Origin of the sequence: Pseudalkalibacillus salsuginis, assembly GCF_021646685.1 — a bacterium.
GTDB lineage: Bacteria > Bacillota > Bacilli > Bacillales > Fictibacillaceae > Pseudalkalibacillus > Pseudalkalibacillus salsuginis.
This window is the reverse complement of sequence record NZ_JAKJHW010000001.1, coordinates 414,164-430,796: the sequence shown is the minus strand read 5'-3', so window position 1 is coordinate 430,796 and position 16,633 is coordinate 414,164. Positions and strand designations below refer to the sequence as shown.

The 16,633-nt window shown below is 41.6% G+C and carries 15 protein-coding genes; 12 read left to right on the top strand and 3 right to left on the bottom strand.

All coding sequences use genetic code 11. From position 1 onward, the window contains the following. Window positions 1-11: 11 nt before the first annotated feature. Entirely contained in the window at window positions 12-761 is a 750-nt protein-coding gene (locus tag L1611_RS02250) for a class I SAM-dependent DNA methyltransferase (protein WP_236311426.1), read from the top strand. Between the two features lie 137 nt (window positions 762-898). Here L1611_RS02250 and comER read toward each other — a convergent pair whose 3' ends face one another. Next, window positions 899-1,726 (bottom strand): late competence protein ComER, encoded by an 828-nt coding sequence (gene comER / locus L1611_RS02245; protein ID WP_236311424.1) that lies wholly within the window; start codon window positions 1,724-1,726, stop codon window positions 899-901. A 146-nt stretch (window positions 1,727-1,872) separates the two neighbouring features. Between comER and L1611_RS02240 the strand changes: the two genes are divergently transcribed. From L1611_RS02240 to L1611_RS02230, 3 genes are all read left to right on the top strand, one after another. Next, window positions 1,873-2,451 carry a helix-hairpin-helix domain-containing protein gene (locus tag L1611_RS02240; RefSeq protein WP_236311422.1) on the top strand — a complete coding sequence of 193 codons (579 nt, stop codon included), beginning with the start codon at window positions 1,873-1,875 and terminating at the stop codon, window positions 2,449-2,451. 61 nt (window positions 2,452-2,512) lie between these two features. Beyond that, on the top strand, window positions 2,513-3,085 hold the full coding sequence (locus L1611_RS02235) for a ComE operon protein 2 (protein WP_236311421.1): 573 nt from the start codon (window positions 2,513-2,515) through the stop codon (window positions 3,083-3,085). Between the two features lie 2 nt (window positions 3,086-3,087). Continuing rightward, the gene (locus L1611_RS02230; RefSeq protein WP_236311420.1) at window positions 3,088-5,397 is read left to right on the top strand and encodes a DNA internalization-related competence protein ComEC/Rec2; all 2,310 of its coding nucleotides are present in this window, start codon (window positions 3,088-3,090) and stop codon (window positions 5,395-5,397) included. Window positions 5,398-5,460: 63 nt separating this feature from the next. On the opposite strand, the gene L1611_RS02225 is transcribed toward L1611_RS02230, so the two are convergent. Beyond that, window positions 5,461-5,595, bottom strand: a complete 135-nt coding sequence (locus tag L1611_RS02225; RefSeq protein ID WP_236311419.1) for a YqzM family protein — start codon at window positions 5,593-5,595, stop codon at window positions 5,461-5,463. 345 nt (window positions 5,596-5,940) lie between these two features. On the opposite strand from L1611_RS02225, the gene holA reads away from it, so the two are divergent. Next, a complete protein-coding gene (gene holA, locus L1611_RS02220) occupies window positions 5,941-6,975 on the top strand; it encodes a DNA polymerase III subunit delta (protein ID WP_236311418.1) in 1,035 nt (344 codons plus the stop codon). A 159-nt stretch (window positions 6,976-7,134) separates the two neighbouring features. Here holA and rpsT read toward each other — a convergent pair whose 3' ends face one another. Continuing rightward, on the bottom strand, window positions 7,135-7,401 hold the full coding sequence (rpsT, locus tag L1611_RS02215) for a 30S ribosomal protein S20 (RefSeq protein ID WP_225063571.1): 267 nt from the start codon (window positions 7,399-7,401) through the stop codon (window positions 7,135-7,137). Between the two features lie 204 nt (window positions 7,402-7,605). Between rpsT and gpr the strand changes: the two genes are divergently transcribed. The 7 genes from gpr to dnaK all read left to right on the top strand — a co-directional run bounded on the left by gpr (window position 7,606) and on the right by dnaK (window position 16,628). Further along, on the top strand, window positions 7,606-8,715 hold the full coding sequence (gpr, locus tag L1611_RS02210; RefSeq protein WP_236311417.1) for a GPR endopeptidase: 1,110 nt from the start codon (window positions 7,606-7,608) through the stop codon (window positions 8,713-8,715). A gap of 79 nt (window positions 8,716-8,794) precedes the next feature. Next, window positions 8,795-9,148, top strand: a complete 354-nt coding sequence (locus tag L1611_RS02205; RefSeq protein ID WP_225063573.1) for a DUF3679 domain-containing protein — start codon at window positions 8,795-8,797, stop codon at window positions 9,146-9,148. Window positions 9,149-9,603: 455 nt separating this feature from the next. Beyond that, complete coding sequence (gene lepA, locus L1611_RS02200; RefSeq protein WP_236311416.1) at window positions 9,604-11,430, top strand: translation elongation factor 4; 1,827 nt, start codon at window positions 9,604-9,606, stop codon at window positions 11,428-11,430. Between the two features lie 96 nt (window positions 11,431-11,526). Further along, entirely contained in the window at window positions 11,527-12,669 is a 1,143-nt protein-coding gene (hemW, locus tag L1611_RS02195; RefSeq protein ID WP_236311415.1) for a radical SAM family heme chaperone HemW, read from the top strand. Between the two features lie 89 nt (window positions 12,670-12,758). Further along, window positions 12,759-13,793 (top strand): heat-inducible transcriptional repressor HrcA, encoded by a 1,035-nt coding sequence (hrcA, locus tag L1611_RS02190; protein WP_236311414.1) that lies wholly within the window; start codon window positions 12,759-12,761, stop codon window positions 13,791-13,793. Window positions 13,794-14,140: 347 nt separating this feature from the next. Then, entirely contained in the window at window positions 14,141-14,722 is a 582-nt protein-coding gene (grpE, locus tag L1611_RS02185; RefSeq protein ID WP_236311413.1) for a nucleotide exchange factor GrpE, read from the top strand. 70 nt (window positions 14,723-14,792) lie between these two features. After that, the gene (gene dnaK, locus L1611_RS02180; RefSeq protein WP_236311412.1) at window positions 14,793-16,628 is read left to right on the top strand and encodes a molecular chaperone DnaK; all 1,836 of its coding nucleotides are present in this window, start codon (window positions 14,793-14,795) and stop codon (window positions 16,626-16,628) included. The last annotated feature ends 5 nt before the right edge of the window (window positions 16,629-16,633 follow it).

Genomic DNA, 16,633 nt, shown 5'->3' with positions numbered 1-16,633 from the left:
GGGTGAAATCTATGAGCTATCAACATTTTGCAGGATTGTATGACCGATTGATGGAGGATGCGCCTTATGATATGTGGGTTACCTTTGTCACCAATGCTGTAGAGTCTTTCAGTAACGGCCATACCCATTCTTTACTTGATATAGGATGCGGGACCGGGGAGATATCAACCCGTCTAGCCAAAATCGGATATCATGTGACAGGGATCGACCTATCAGAAGAAATGCTTGCTGTTGCAAGAAGGAAAGCAGAACAAAACGGCCTTGAGATCCCTTTTTATCAACAAGACATGAGAGATTTGAATGGATTCACACACCAAGACATTGCCGTCATCTTTTGTGATTCTCTCAATTATCTTCGGACACCTGAAGATGTCAAAACGACATTCCATTCAGTTTACAAATCTTTGAGGAATGATGGCCTGCTTCTATTCGATGTTCATACGTTATATAAGATTTCAGAGGTCTTCTCTGGTCATACTTTTTCGATGAGTGACGAGGAAATCAGTTATATTTGGGAATGCCACCCAGGTAAAGAAGAGGGAAGTGTCTATCATGATCTCTCGTTCTTCCTCCATATTGGGGATGCCATCTACCGGCGATATGATGAAAATCATTTTCAGAAAACCTACGCTATAGAAACATATCGATCCTTACTGGGCGAAGCAGGCTTTGAGATTCTCGATCTTACGGCAGATTTTACGGATCGCAAACCAGTGGGAACCTCAGAGCGTGTGTTTTTTGTAGCAAGAAAAAAAGTTTGATGATGTGGGATTTAAATTTGCCATTCAAAATAAAAACTCGAATGATGACCAATGGAAGGCATCGATTCGAGTTTTTATATTTAAAATAAGATAAAAAAAAGGAAAAAGGGTCTCTTTTATAGAATTATACTTTGATCCTAATATTGCCTTGTGAATTGTTGTTCAACTGCTTCACAGTCTTCCTTGTATTTTTCATGGGTCCTTTTAATAACATTGTTGAACAGAGGACCAAGTTCCGCATCAAACACCTTCAACGCTTCTCCAGTCACCCCGCCTTTGACACATACCTTTTGAAGTAACGTGGGCAGCGTATAAATCTCCTTCTCTAACAATTTACCCATTCCTATGATCATTTCACTCGCAAGTTGAGTTGCTTGTTCTTTGGAGATGGCCGTCTCCTTTACAGCGCTATCGATATACGCTTGAAGTAAGTAACTGAAAAAAGCAGGACCTACACTGGATAAATCGGAGGCTACTCTCGTAATTGATTGATCGATCTCAATTGGAGTGGAAATCTTGCTCATCAATTTTTTCAGATTTTTCTTCTGTGTGGGTGTGCAACGTTTGCCATATGTCATAAGAGACGCACCAGAAAATGCTCTGTTTGTAACACTTGGTATTACTCTGGCAACAGAGCAAGGACTGACTTCTTCCAATTGTTCAACAGAAATTGGACTTGTAATCGATACGATTAACTTCTCGCTCGTCAAATAAGGAGCAATCGTTTCTATTAAAGCGTGATACTCGAGCGGTTTGACACATAGAAAAATGATATCTGAAAAGGAAGCGACTTCACTGTTCGATTTTCCGACATTCAGGCCAGGGTATTGAACTTTTAACGCTTCCGCTTTTCGAGCAGTTCGATTGATGATCATTAAATCGGACGGCCTTACAGCTAACGATTCCATAAAAGCAGAGATCAGTATCGTCCCCATGTTCCCTGTCCCTATAATGCCCACTTTCATATATACACCCTCCTTTTGACCGTCTTCTATCTTCAAATGTATGTGGGGCTGTTTCCATTTATGAATAAAAACACTGTACAAACACGATTGAGTGAAGAGGTGATACATTGAATTGGAATTCCTTTTCGAATCGGGAAAAAATTTTTATGTTCATGATCGTAGTTCTTATTGGAGGAATTCTCTGGTTGTCGCGTGGGACAACTGCGGATTCTGATGCTTCAGCAATACCGGCATCTATAGAAAAAAGAGATGACAGTTCACCACATGATTCAATTAAAGAGAAAGAGGCAGATATTACAAAAGAGACACTAGTGGTTGATGTAAAGGGGGCTGTACGTAAACCGGGTGTTTTTGAAATGAAATCAGGCCAGCGGGTGAATGATGTTGTTCAGCTTGCAGGAGGTTTCAGCGAGGATGCAGATGTCAACAGTGTCAACTTAGCGCAAGTCCTAGTCGATGAGATGGTCATATATGTTGCAAAAGTAGGAGAGGAAGCACTTCCTGTGGTTTCCAATGAAAAAGAAGATGGGAAGATTGACATCAACCGTGCAGAGGATACAGAACTTGAGACGATTCCTGGCATCGGACCTTCGAAAGCTGGAGCTATCATCGCTTATCGGGAAGAAAATGGACCGTTTTCTTCTATTGATGAGTTAGTGAATGTTCCAGGCATCGGACAAAAAACACTTGAACAATTAAAAGAATATATCACTGCAGGTAAATAGGATTGCACAGTCGACATTCTATCGATAAACTTAAAGGTATAAGGGAAGGGGGCTTTCGGTTTTGGGACGTATTTCTTGGAACCAATATTTTATGGCACAAAGTTCTTTGCTTGCATTGCGGAGTACATGTGAGAGATTAGCGGTCGGGGCGACGATCGTCAGAGATAAACGGATTATAGCTGGAGGTTATAACGGCTCAATTTCAGGCGGGGTCCATTGCCGGGATGAAGGGTGTTATGTGATTGAAGGACATTGCGTACGAACGATCCATGCAGAAATGAATGCGCTTCTTCAATGTGCTAAGTTCGGTGTACTGACAGATGGCGCTGAAATTTATGTGACTCATTTTCCATGTCTTCAATGTTGCAAGGCGATCATCCAGAGCGGGATCAAGAAAGTCTATTATGCTGCGGATTATAAAAACCACCCGTATGCAATCGACTTGTTTAAACAATCGGGCGTGGAAACTGAGCTAGTCGTGCTTGAAGATCAATATGATTTGACATCTTCAGCGAAACAGGATTTGGCTATAGAATTGCTGGAGGAACTATCAAAACACACAGATGACGAGGACATTTTGGGACGCCTGAATGAAAAATTCATTAAATTATACGAAGTCAATGGTTCTTCCTGATAATGAAAATACAAATTCATACGATTGCAATTGCAGCCATCTTCGGGATTTTTACTTCACCGTCCCAATGGTGGCTGTGCTCATTCCTCATCCTTCATTTATTTTTCACCAGGCACCGTTTATCCGTGTTTGCCCATATCCTCATGGTCAGTACGTACCTCTTCTTCCTCGTTTATACTCCTTTTTACATCTCACAACAGGGAACTCAGTTAACTCCGAATACTTCTATGATCACCGGAAAAATTATTTCAACGCCAGTCATAGATGGAAAACACATGACATTCCATTTCAAACTCCCGCATAAAGAAACGTTAATGGTCAATTATCAGATCCAGACCGAAATAGAACAAAAACAACTTAGGAAGCTTTATTATGGCGATCGGTGCAGTTTGTCTGGAACACTCGAACGCCCGCCAGTAAACCGTAATTTCTACGGATTCGATTATCGAACTTATTTGGAACGTTCATCCAATATCCATTGGATTTATAAGACCAATAACCTTTCATCACGCGAATGTACAAGGGGCAATGGTCTCCTGGTATCTTTATATCGTTTTCGTCAGAACGGTATTATCCTGATCAATGAAGAATTCCCAAAAGAACTATCAGGAATGATGAACACATTGATTTTTGGTGACAGAAGCGGAATTGACGAGTCATTGCAAGAACAATATCAAAGTCTTGGCCTCATTCATCTTTTAGCCGTTTCAGGGCTACATATAGGTACGATTTTAGGCCTTTTTTACTTTCTTATGATCAGAATCGGAATCGTTAAAGAAACAGCTTTATGGGTATTGCTTCTTATTATTCCATTCATCATAGTACTGACTGGAGGAGCAGCTTCCGTCATTCGTGCAGGTTTGATGGCTGTGGTCGTCTGCCTTGTTGCCTTGTTTCGTATAAAGATAACGACCTTCAGCCAATTATGTATGATCTTCCTCGGATTATTGCTTTATAAACCTACGTTTGCATACAACATCGGGTTTCAGCTCTCCTTTCTTATTACTGCTTCTCTGATCTTATCAAGTAAGGTGATATTACGCGAGATATCACTCTTCCGGCAGCTTCTTTACGGTTCATTTATTGCACAACTGGCTTCCCTACCGATTGTCATATGGAACTTTTATGAGTTTTCTTTTTGGTCACTTCCTGTCAACATGATTTTCATCCCTTTTATGACGGTCTTCCTTCTGCCCTGTGTTTTGACCACTTTCTGTATGTTTTTATTTTTCCCTTTTCCGGTTTGGGGTATTCTTAGTGATTTGCTAAGTGTTTGTTTTAAAATACTTCACGCTTTCATGCAATGGGTGGAAACCCTTCCGATAGGCGTTATCACCCTGGGCCGGCCCAATGTAATTCTGATGTTCGGATTGAGCTTATCCTTTTATTTATTTTTGATTGCCTGGGAAAAAGGTGGTAAACGGCTGATTTCACCATGTTTGTGTATTTTGCTTGTATTAGGTATCCAACTTTATTATCCGAAAATGAATGATAAGGCCTTTGTCACTTTCCTTGATGTTGGCCAGGGGGATTCGATCGTTATCGAGTTACCTTATCGGAGGGCAGTTTATGTGATTGACACTGGTGGGGCCATTACATTCAAAAAAGAAGAATGGATGGAAAGAAGACGTAAATTTGATACCGGTGAAGATATCGTTGCAGAATTTCTAAAAGCCCGTGGCATAAGGAAAGTGGATGCACTGATATTGTCCCATGGTGACTTTGATCATATCGGTGGTGTGGATGGGTTGCTGAAGAAGGTGAAAGTAGAGCGGATCGTCTATGGGAAATCGGATCATTTAGAAGCCTCAGAGGTGGAATTTCTAAAAGGTCTTGATGCTCCGATCGTCTTTTTAAATGAAAACATTTCCTGGAGAGTCGGATCGTCTTCTTTTCAGACCTTGAATCCGGGTCAAGCGAAAGAATCCCGAAACAATCGCTCGCTCGTTTTGTTTGTAAAAATTCATGGAAATTCCTTTTTGTTTACAGGGGATATCGACCAAAGAGTCGAAGCCCGGATTATTAGTCATTATCCTGGATTGAAGGTCGATAATTTGAAAATTGCCCATCATGGCAGCGAATCATCCACTTCATCATCATTCTTAAATGAAATAAATCCACAGACGGCTTTCATTTCCGTAGGCGAAAATAATCGATACAACCACCCATCAACAACCGTCATTGAAAGATTGGAGGAGCGAAGGACAGACATCTACCGAACAGATCGTCAAGGCGGTATAATGGTAATTATTACACCTGAAGGTAAGCGTATAAGCACTGTGCTCCCAAAGGATGATATTAACACAAAATAAAAAAGCGGAGGACATTTTCCGCTTTTCAAAACATATATGTACCCTTTCAAGAGTCCGGGTTCTTTATAGCGCTATAGCTTTAATGATTACTGCTGTAAAGAAAATGACGGTGAAGAATAAGAACGAGTAAACAAAACCTAGACCAGAGTCGACAACGTCATTGGTTTTTGCCTGTACATCTTTTTCATAATCATTCATTTCCGCAACCCTCCTGTTTCATCTCAAGTATACGGTATAAGTCGTAAAAAATCCATATATCTATTTTTTACGGTTAAATGAAACTTATACGATTCCATACATTTTTTGATTTCCTAAAATCTTGCCCATTTTGCTAAGAGTTGACACCTATACTTTCATCCTGCATAGGATAACATAACAATAAGCTTACGGGGAAGAGTTTTATCGTTAGTGGTGAAGCTTCCCGGGTCTTGACCGCTAACGTTTATATAAATGGAGGTTCGACTTTAGTGGTTGAGCCTCCTTTACCCTGTACCTTGGCAATTTTATCATATATGCTTAAGATATTATAGTGGGGTGATGAAATTGTCTATAAAGGATTTGACAAAAAAGCTGAAGAACAGATCATATTCTTCACTTTATTTATTATATGGCAAAGAAAAATACATATTAGAGTATACGCAAAAAATGATCGTACAAGCTGTTTTGGACGAAGGGACGGCTGACTTTAACCTTTCCGCTTATGATATGGAGGAGCAGTCTATTGCTATCGCGATTGAAGATGCAGAAACCCTTCCCTTTATGGGGGATTACCGGGTCATCATCATACAGAATCCATATTTCCTGACAGGAGCAAGGACCATGAGCAAAGTGGAGCATGATTTAAAACGGTTAGAAGCTTATCTGAACAATCCTTCAGAACAGTCCATTGTGATTTTCAATGCACCATATGAAAAATTGGATGAACGGAAAAAGATCGTCAAGACATTGAAAAAACAAGGGGAAGTAGTCCAAGCAGATAAAATGAATGTAAGACTTCAGAAAGAATGGATTGATTTTGCTGCTAAAGAAGCTAATGTTTCGATTTCAAATGGCGCGGCGGAAAGGCTTATTCAACTTCAAGGTGATAATTTGGCGCTTCTGATCAGTGAGGTCAAGAAAATGGCTCTTTATGTTGGCGAAGGTAAAGAAATTGATCCTCAGACTGTTGATGAATTGATTTCACGTTCTCTTGAAAGCAATGTGTTCACCATGGTGGAGCATGTCGCGAACCGTCGGATCGATGCAGCTTTACGGATCTGCTATGATCTATTGAAGCAGAACGAAGAACCAATCAAATTGATGGCATTGCTATCCAGGCAGTTCAGGATCATCCTCCAGGTCAAACAATTGCGTGCTCAGGGACATGCGGAAAAAGCAATCGCATCAACACTATCTATACATCCATATGCAGTTAAAATAGCTGCAAAACAAAGTTCATCCTTCCAGGAAGATGAGCTGAAAGCATTATTGATCAAATCGGCAGACGCCGATTTTGAAATGAAAACCGGACAACGCGACAAAACGTTGACCCTGGAGCTCTTTTTGACCGGTTTAGCTCAGAAGCCTCAAACCAATTAAGATGAAAGCTGACTCTCTGGAAACGGAGGGTCGGTTTTTTGTTTATCGGAGATTATAAGGATATATCGGTAAAACTACTTCTTCAACAGAAACGAATACAAATGAAAAACGACCCGATATGTAGGTCGTTTCAGATTCCGGTATTACATTCACGTATGATTATGCGCTAAGGCCGTTTAATTGCTTTGCAAGACGAGATTTTTGTCTAGCTGCAGCGTTTTTGTGAAGGATTCCTTTGCCAGCAGCTTTATCAAGCTTTTTGGTTGCAACCAAGAATGCACTTTTTGCACCTTCAGCATCGTTGTTCGCTACTTTCGTTTCAAAGTTCTTGATAGCAGTACGCATGGATGATTTCATCGCTGCATTGTGTGCACGACGCTTATCGTTTGTTTTAACTCGTTTAATAGCAGATTTAATATTTGCCAATTCCGTTCACCTCCTTGAATGCAACCGAAATTGCGAAAAATACAACACAAGATATTCTATCAAACCGTTCGTATAAATGCAATCTCTTTTGTACAAAGATAATCAGTTAAAAGATCTTTTTGCATTTTTTCGAGACGAAAGAATGAAAGAGACGGAAGACGGCTATCCTATTGAATAATGCTAACAACAATTCAGGGGTGAAATATGCCAATGGACAAAGATCTTGAAATATACAACGTCAGAACGGATTTGGCGATTGAATCCAAAGAGATGATCACGAAAGAACAAGAACAAGAATCGAAGCAAACAATCGATGGCGTCATTGTCAAAGAACGGGAAATAGACGGCATCAAACTGTCAAGAGTAGAGATTGAAGAGACTGGTCAAAAAGTGACGGGGAAAAAACCGGGAATCTACTTGACGATGGAGATGCAGGGGATCCGTAAGAAAGATTCAGCTCTCCAGAAACGAGTTCAAGAGGTATTCGCCCATGAGTTCGCCAGCTTTCTTGATGAACTGAACATTTCGAAAGAAGCTAGCTGCCTAGTAGTCGGGTTGGGGAACGTAAATGTAACACCAGACGCTCTTGGTCCTCGAACGACAAACAATCTTCTGGTTACGAAGCATTTATTTGAGCTTGCGCCTGAAAATGTAGAGGAAGGGTTCCGTCCAGTCAGTGCATTAGCTCCTGGAGTGATGGGGATGACTGGAATAGAAACGAGCGATATCATCGTAGGGGTCATTGAAAAATCAAAACCGGATTTTGTCATCGCGATTGATTCTTTGGCTTCAAGGGCGATAGAACGTGTAAATGCAACTATCCAAATATCTGATACTGGTATCCATCCAGGTTCAGGAGTGGGAAATAAACGGAAAGAGTTAAGTAAAGATACTTTAGGGATACCGGTCATTGCTATTGGAGTTCCTACTGTCGTCGATGCAGTCACGATTACGAGTGATACGATCGACTACATACTGAAGCATTTCGGACGGGAGATGCGTGAAAAGGATGATCCGACTAAAGCATTGACGCCAGCAGGAATGACTTTCGGCGAACGTAAAAATCTCACAGATGAGGACATGCCCGATGAAGAAAATCGCCAAGCATTCCTTGGTATGATCGGAACCCTCGAAGATTCGCAAAAAAGACAATTGATCAAGGAAGTTCTATCACCGCTCGGACATAATTTGATGGTGACACCGAAAGAAGTGGACGTTTTCATCGATGATATGGCAAACGTGATAGCAAGTGGTTTGAATACTGCCTTACATGGACAAGTCGATCAACAGAACAGCGGCTCATATACCCATTGAGTTCTAAGGGGATATCAATCGGCATAGGCTTGTACCAACACTGATTTTTTAATGTTTTCGAATGGTAGGAGGAAGTTGGATGGTTCGGTTTATGATGAAGAGCTTCATACTGATATCTGTCCTGTTGTTCGGTATTCTGATCGGAATGCAGCAAGTCGGTGTTCAAATGGACAAGATGAAAGGTTCTGAAGGAAATAGTGCATTAGAATGGAAAGTCAATGATAGCGGGAACATTGAAGCTGAAGTACTCGGCTCGCAAATTACAAGCCACGACATAAAAGAAAAACAGAAGAAGCTTGAAGAAGTTGAAGCTTTCAACTTGTTTTCCAAACTTGGCAAAATGGTATCATCGTTGATCAGTGAAATCCTCAAGGTCATCATGACAGTTGTCAGCACTGTCCTGGACAAGATCCTGCATTTTTTGTTCACTTGAATTTGAAGAAGGATCGGTCCTCTACGTATCTGTTCATTTTCGATACGAGAAGGCCGCTTCTTCTTTTTTATACGTTAAGAAAGTATAACTTTTCAGCGATGCAGCTAACTGACGTAGCAGAAAAGTTTACGAACGAAGTATAAGTGGAGCTAAGGCTCAGCCTTCGCCAAGGCTTGGCAAAGCCGAGTTTTCTTTATTCAGGCTCTGTAAATCTTAATTATGTTTTTCGCGAAAGAAATTCTTCCCCTCGCTTTTCCCACAGGAGTGTCGCAAATTTCGCCTAAGGAAAGGTCCAGTAAAAATCAAGGTCAGAACTTATATAACCTTTATGTTTGTAAAAGGTCATTTCTTCACCACACATTCGATTGAAGTTGAATACATAAACAATTGAATAAACAGAGTGCTATTGCTATAATCAATGCTAGTGTAATTGTACGACCTTAGGAGTGAAGAGAATGAGTAAAGAGAAAAAATCAGGGCGTCAATCAAGAATTCGCAACTTTTCGATTATCGCCCATATCGACCATGGGAAATCAACGCTCGCAGACCGGATTCTTGAGCAGACAAGTGCTCTGACACAACGTGAAATGAAAGAGCAAATGCTTGATGCAATGGATTTGGAACGTGAACGCGGAATTACAATCAAGTTGAATGCCGTTCAATTGACATATAAAGCAAAAGATGGAGAGGAGTATATTTTCCATCTTATTGACACGCCCGGACATGTCGATTTTACCTATGAAGTATCTCGAAGCCTGGCAGCATGTGAGGGTGCTTTATTGATCGTCGATGCTGCCCAAGGAATTGAAGCACAAACTTTGGCGAATGTCTATCTTGCGCTTGAGAACGACCTTGAGATCTTACCGGTCATCAATAAAATCGATTTACCAAGTGCTGAGCCAGAACGTGTCCGTAAAGAAGTTGAGGATGTTATAGGGCTCGATGCTTCGGATGCAGTATTGGCTTCTGCGAAAAACGGAATAGGGATTGAGGATATTTTAGAGCAGATCGTTGAAAAGGTCCCTGCTCCTCAAGGTGACCCTGAAGCGCCTTTAAAAGCATTGATCTTCGATTCATTATACGATAGCTATCGGGGCGTGGTCGCTTATATCCGTATCACGGAAGGGGCTGTAAAAGTCGGCGACAAAATCAAAATGATGGCGACTGGAAAAGAATTTGAAGTGAACGAATTAGGTGTATTCACCCCAAAACCAGTTATGAAGGATGAATTGACAGTGGGTGATGTCGGATTCCTTACTGCATCGATTAAAAATGTAGGGGATACACGTGTCGGGGATACGATCACCACAGCAAAAGGTGGAGCGGATACACCACTTCCAGGTTATCGGAAAATGAATCCGATGGTGTTCTGCGGCTTATATCCTGTCGACTCCAATAACTACAACGATCTCCGAGAAGCGTTGGAACGGTTGGAGTTGAACGATTCCTCCCTTCAATATGAGGCTGAAACCTCTCAGGCATTAGGATTCGGTTTCCGTTGTGGTTTCCTTGGCCTTCTCCATATGGAAATCATTCAGGAGCGTATCGAACGGGAATTCGGAATCGATCTGATCACGACGGCACCAAGTGTTATCTATCATGTAAATTTGACAAGCGGGGAGAAATTGATCGTTGATAATCCGGCTAATATGCCTGATGCTCAGACGATCGATTACGTCGAAGAGCCGTATGTGAAGGCATCGATCATGACACCGAACGACTATGTCGGTGCAGTCATGGAAATCTGCCAAAAGAAGCGTGGGAATTTCATTACGATGGAGTACCTGGATGATATCCGTGTCAATGTCATCTATGAAATTCCGTTATCTGAAATCGTCTATGATTTCTTCGATCAATTGAAATCCAGTACGAAAGGGTACGCATCGTTGGATTATGAATTGATCGGGTACAAGCAATCCAAACTTGTAAAAATGGACATTCTCTTGAATGGTGAGAAAATTGATGCGTTGTCTGTTATTGTTCACAGAGATTTCTCTTACGATCGTGGAAAAGCGGTTGTTGATAAATTGAAAGAGCTTATTCCGCGACATCAATTCGAAATCCCTGTGCAAGCAGCAATCGGACAAAAGATCATTGCAAGGACCAATATCCGGGCTTTGAGAAAAAACGTGCTTGCAAAGTGTTACGGAGGAGACATCTCACGTAAACGTAAGTTGCTGGAGAAGCAAAAGGAAGGTAAGAAGCGGATGAAAACAGTCGGGAATGTAGAAGTCCCGCAAGAAGCTTTCATGTCTGTATTGCGTATGGACTCAGACGATTGATAATATGCTGTTTGCAAGGATGGCTCGGGGACTTGAGTCATCCTCTCTTTATAAATTGAACCTACAATGATTATTCCTTTTGAAAGTGTGATGAACATGACGAAAGCGGCTTATATCCATATCCCTTTCTGTGAACAGATCTGCCATTATTGTGATTTCAATAAGTTTTTGATCAAAGGTCAGCCGGTCTATGATTATTTGGATGCAATGGAGGTTGAAATCAAAAAACTGTTGGATTCATATCCAGCAAGACCGATTGAGACAATCTACATTGGCGGAGGCACACCGACTGCACTTGAGGATGAACAGCTTAAGCGGATGTTGGACATAGTCACTACACATTTGCAGCCGATCGATGGAAATATCGAATTTACGGTTGAAGCGAACCCATCTGTAACTGAAAGGAAGAAACTCCGAATATTGAAAAATGCAGGTGTCAATCGCTTGAGCATTGGTGTACAAGCCTTCCAAGATTCCCTCCTTTCTGCGCTCAACCGGAATCATCGACGTGAAGATGTAGCGAGGATGATCCGTGAAGCCCATTCTGTTGGGTTTGAAAACATTTCAATCGACTTGATGTTCGGCTTACCGGGACAAACGCTCGAGATGTTCCAGGAATCCGTCAGCTTGGCACTTCAACTGAATGTTCCCCATATTTCCGCCTATTCACTCCAAGTGGAGAATCAGACCGTTTTTGGCATTCGGGACAGGAAGGGCGAGTTATCGCTTCCGGGGGAAGAGAAAGAATCGGATATGTTCGAATACTTGATCGATATTTTGAAGCAGAAAGGATTTCTACACTATGAAATCAGTAATTTTGCAAAAGCGGGTTTCGAAAGCAAACATAATCAGGTCTATTGGAAGAACGAACCTTATTACGGAATCGGGGCAGGAGCACATGGATATGTGAAGGATATTCGCTATGAAAACGTAAAACCACTTCCGCATTATATCCGTAAACTCGGTGAGGGTGGTTTTCCTCATAGAATCGTGACCAGACTTGACAACAAGGATCGAATGGAAGAGGAGATTTTTCTTGGGCTCCGTAGAAAGGGCGGCGTAAACAAAGAAACCTTCTATAAAAAATACAATCGTCCTATTGAGGATGTTTTCCCTGAACAGATTGACAAACTCACAGCTCAAGGCCTCCTAGTCAATGACACTCAGAGTATTCGACTGACAGAGAAGGGGCTTTTTCTCGGTAATGAAGTTTTCCAAGAATTCATTGGTGTAATATAAACATTGACAAAGTATTTTCTCATTTGGTAATTTATAAATTAGAATTAGCACTCAAACATAACGAGTGCTAACAAGGGGGATGAGACTCGATGTTAACGGATCGTCAGCTGTTAATTCTCCAGATTCTTATAGATGAATATATCCAGAATGCTGAGCCGCTCGGATCGAGAAGTATCTCTAAACGTCAGGATATCTCATTCAGTTCTGCCACAATTCGGAACGAGCTTGCTGATCTTGAGGAAATGGGTTTCATCGAAAAGACGCACAGTTCTTCAGGGCGGATCCCTTCTGAAAAAGGGTACCGTTTCTATGTCGATAACCTGTTATCACCAGTTGTGATGAGGAACAGGGACATGAAGCGAATCCGTTCTTTGTTTCATGAAAAGATGCTTGAATTAGAGATGTTGATTGAACATTCAGCAAATCTGCTTTCTGAAATCACGAATTATACATCAATCATCTTAGGACCTGAAGTTTATGAAACAAAACTGAAGCATTTACAGATCGTACCTATTTCAACAGGAACTGCCATATTCATATTGATCACGGATACCGGTCATGTAGAGAAATACACAGTTGAGTTACCAGATGGTATGGATGCTTCCGATCTTGAGCGCACTGTCAATATTTTAAATGAGCGATTAAAGGGAGTTCCCTTTTCACATCTTAAAATAAAGCTTTATCAAGAAGTTGAAGGTTTAATGAAAACACATCTCCGAAATTATGAAAAGACGCTTGATTTCTTAACACGGCTTTTCCAAAATGAGAAGTCGGATAAAGTCTATTATGGCGGGAAAACGAACATCCTTAACCAGCCTGAATTTCAGGATGTTGAAAAAGTGAAAGCTCTTTATAATGCAATCGAGAAACAAGACCTGGTCTATCAACTCCTTCATCAAGGAACTATTGAAGGGGTCAACGTCAAAATCGGGGCTGAAAACTCTATCCAAGAGATGAAGAATTGCAGCCTTATCACGGCCAGTTATTCGATTGGTGGCCAGCATATGGGGGCCCTTGCAATCCTAGGACCGACCCGCATGGAGTATCCTCGTGTCATCGGATTGCTCGATCTTCTTTCAAAAGATTTGACGAAAGTGCTGACACAACGGTATTATTCAAACTGATTGTGGTAATAGCTTTATCTATGGGCGAAAGCACCTGGCTTTGATATTGGTTTCCTCTAAGCAATGTTTTAGATGAATAAAGCCAAGCATTTAAAGGGTGGGAGATCTTTTCATCTCCCATTTTTAAAGGATAAGAAAGTATAAAAATTTTGGTTGCGGTGAAGTGATATTGGCTCCAACGCCCAACCACTTGGATCACTTCAGTCCTCCTGCGGCGGCGAAAACCTCCTCGATGGACTTCCAGTGACCTTCGTGGCTGATCAGGGCGCATGTGCTTTTCTTTATCATGCTTTTGATAAAAACCAATCGTTAAATTAGGTATTGACTAGTTCAGGGAGGTGAATGAAATGGAAGAAAACAAACAACAGCAAGACGTTCAAGAGAATGAAGAAGAAATTGAAGAATCCCAAGAGGAATCTGCGGAAGAAAAGGCCGAAGAATCCAGCGATGATGCAATTGATCTGGAAAATGAAGAAGACGACCGAGTGACTGAACTAGAAAAGGAACTCGAAGATATAAAAAATCGTATGATCCGTGTTCAGGCAGACTATGATAATTTCCGCCGCCGTACCCGAGAGGAAAAAGAAGCGGCTGCAAAATATCGAGCCCAGGGGATCGTAGAAGAGTTACTTCCAGTCCTTGATAACTTTGAACGCGCATTGAATGTACAGACTGATCGTGAACAAGTTGATTCTTATCATCAAGGAATGAAGATGGTTTATAATCAATTGATCGAGGTACTTCAGAATCAAGGGGTAGAAGAAGTACCAGGCGAAGGAGAGGCATTTGATCCTCACCAACATCAGGCTGTCATGCAAGTTCAAGAGGACGGCTATGATGACAACACGGTCGTTGAAGTCCTGCAAAAGGGCTACAAATTGAAAGATCGAGTTGTCCGTCCTGCAATGGTGAAAGTGAATTCCAAGTAGATTTCTAGATAAAGAATTTGAATTTCCAAACTAAAAATTAAAGCTACATACTAAAATAGGAGGAATTGTCATGAGCAAAGTAATTGGTATTGACTTAGGTACAACTAACTCTTGTGTTGCAGTAATGGAAGGCGGGGAAGCAACCGTCATACCGAATCCCGAAGGAAATCGTACGACACCATCTGTCGTTGCCTTTAAAGATGGAGAGCGTCTAGTAGGAGAGGTTGCCAAGCGTCAAGCGGTTACGAATCCGAACACCATCATTTCGATCAAGCGTCATATGGGAACGAATTATAAAGTTGATGCAGAAGGAAAAGAATACACTCCGCAAGAAGTTTCAGCAATCATCCTTCAAAAACTTAAATCTGACGCTGAAGCATATCTTGGGGAGAAGGTTTCGAAGGCTGTCATCACTGTACCTGCTTACTTCAATGACTCTCAACGTCAAGCTACAAAAGATGCGGGTAAGATTGCCGGTTTGGAAGTTGAACGTATCATCAATGAGCCGACTGCTGCTGCTCTAGCATATGGTCTTGAAAAAGAAGATGACCAAACGATCCTTGTTTATGACTTGGGTGGTGGAACGTTCGACGTTTCGCTTCTTGAGCTGGGAGACGGTTTCTTCGAAGTCAAAGCAACATCTGGGGACAACAAACTAGGTGGAGATGACTTCGATCAGGCCATCATCGACTATCTCGTCAGCGAATTCAAAAAGGAAAACGGGATCGACCTTTCTCAAGACAAAATGGCTCTACAACGTTTGAAGGATGCTGCCGAAAAAGCGAAGAAAGACCTTTCTGGAGTAACGCAGACACAAATTTCATTACCGTTCATCACAGCCGATGCATCTGGTCCTAAGCATTTGGAAGTGAACCTATCCCGTGCCAAGTTCGATGAGATGACTTCCGGGCTTGTAGAACGTACAATGGGGCCAACTCGTCAGGCGATCAAAGATGCTGGCCTTACACCTTCTGAAATTGACAAAATAGTCCTGGTTGGTGGATCTACACGTATCCCAGCTGTACAAGAAGCAATTAAGAAAATCACAGGAAAAGATCCTCACAAGGGTGTCAACCCGGATGAAGTGGTTGCATTAGGAGCTGCGATCCAAGCGGGTGTAATGACAGGTGATGTAAAAGATGTCGTTCTACTTGACGTAACTCCCCTATCTCTAGGAATCGAAACAATGGGCGGGGTGAATACGAAGCTTATCGAACGTAATACAACAATCCCTACAAGTAAGTCCCAAGTCTTCTCAACAGCTGCTGATAATCAGCCATCCGTTGATATCCACGTTCTCCAAGGTGAGCGTGAGATGGCTGCAGACAATAAAACGCTTGGACGCTTCCAATTGACCGATATTCCGCCGGCACCACGTGGAGTACCACAAATCGAAGTCTCATTCGATATTGATGCGAACGGTATCGTAAACGTTAAAGCGAAGGATCTTGGAACAAACAAAGAACAATCCATCACGATCACTTCCTCTTCAGGACTTTCTGAAGAAGAAATCGAAAATATGGTGAAGGATGCGGAAGAAAACGCAGAAGCGGATAAGAAACGCCGTGAAGCAGTAGACCTTCGCAATGAAGCAGATCAACTTGTTTTCACAACTGAAAAGACATTGAAAGATCTTGAAGGTAACGTAGACGAAGCTGAAGTAACGAAGGCGAATGAAGCAAAAGATAAAGTTAAAAAAGCTCTAGAAGGTGATGATCTAGAAGCAATCCGTTCTGCTAAAGATGAATTGCAACAGGTTGTCCAGGAGCTATCCACAAAGCTTTACGAGCAAGCTGCCCAGCAAGCTCAAGCTGCTCAAGAAGGCGAAGACAATCAGAAAACGCAAAATGATGATGTCGTAGATGCTGATTACGAAGAGGTAAACGACGATAACGAGAAGAAGTAAGTACG

What these genes read in the sequence shown, in the direction of transcription:
- L1611_RS02240 (WP_236311422.1), top strand. Translation starts at nt 1,873, where the DNA reads ATGTTCATGATCGTAGTTCTTATTGGAGGAATTCTCTGGTTGTCGCGT.
- hemW (WP_236311415.1), top strand. Translation starts at nt 11,527, where the DNA reads ATGACGAAAGCGGCTTATATCCATATCCCTTTCTGTGAACAGATCTGC.
- L1611_RS02230 (WP_236311420.1), top strand. Translation starts at nt 3,088, where the DNA reads ATGAAAATACAAATTCATACGATTGCAATTGCAGCCATCTTCGGGATT.
- hrcA (WP_236311414.1), top strand. Translation starts at nt 12,759, where the DNA reads ATGTTAACGGATCGTCAGCTGTTAATTCTCCAGATTCTTATAGATGAA.
- L1611_RS02225 (WP_236311419.1), bottom strand. Translation starts at nt 5,595, where the DNA reads ATGAATGATTATGAAAAAGATGTACAGGCAAAAACCAATGACGTTGTC.
- dnaK (WP_236311412.1), top strand. Translation starts at nt 14,793, where the DNA reads ATGAGCAAAGTAATTGGTATTGACTTAGGTACAACTAACTCTTGTGTT.
- gpr (WP_236311417.1), top strand. Translation starts at nt 7,606, where the DNA reads ATGCCAATGGACAAAGATCTTGAAATATACAACGTCAGAACGGATTTG.
- grpE (WP_236311413.1), top strand. Translation starts at nt 14,141, where the DNA reads ATGGAAGAAAACAAACAACAGCAAGACGTTCAAGAGAATGAAGAAGAA.
- L1611_RS02250 (WP_236311426.1), top strand. Translation starts at nt 12, where the DNA reads ATGAGCTATCAACATTTTGCAGGATTGTATGACCGATTGATGGAGGAT.
- lepA (WP_236311416.1), top strand. Translation starts at nt 9,604, where the DNA reads ATGAGTAAAGAGAAAAAATCAGGGCGTCAATCAAGAATTCGCAACTTT.
- comER (WP_236311424.1), bottom strand. Translation starts at nt 1,726, where the DNA reads ATGAAAGTGGGCATTATAGGGACAGGGAACATGGGGACGATACTGATC.
- L1611_RS02205 (WP_225063573.1), top strand. Translation starts at nt 8,795, where the DNA reads ATGGTTCGGTTTATGATGAAGAGCTTCATACTGATATCTGTCCTGTTG.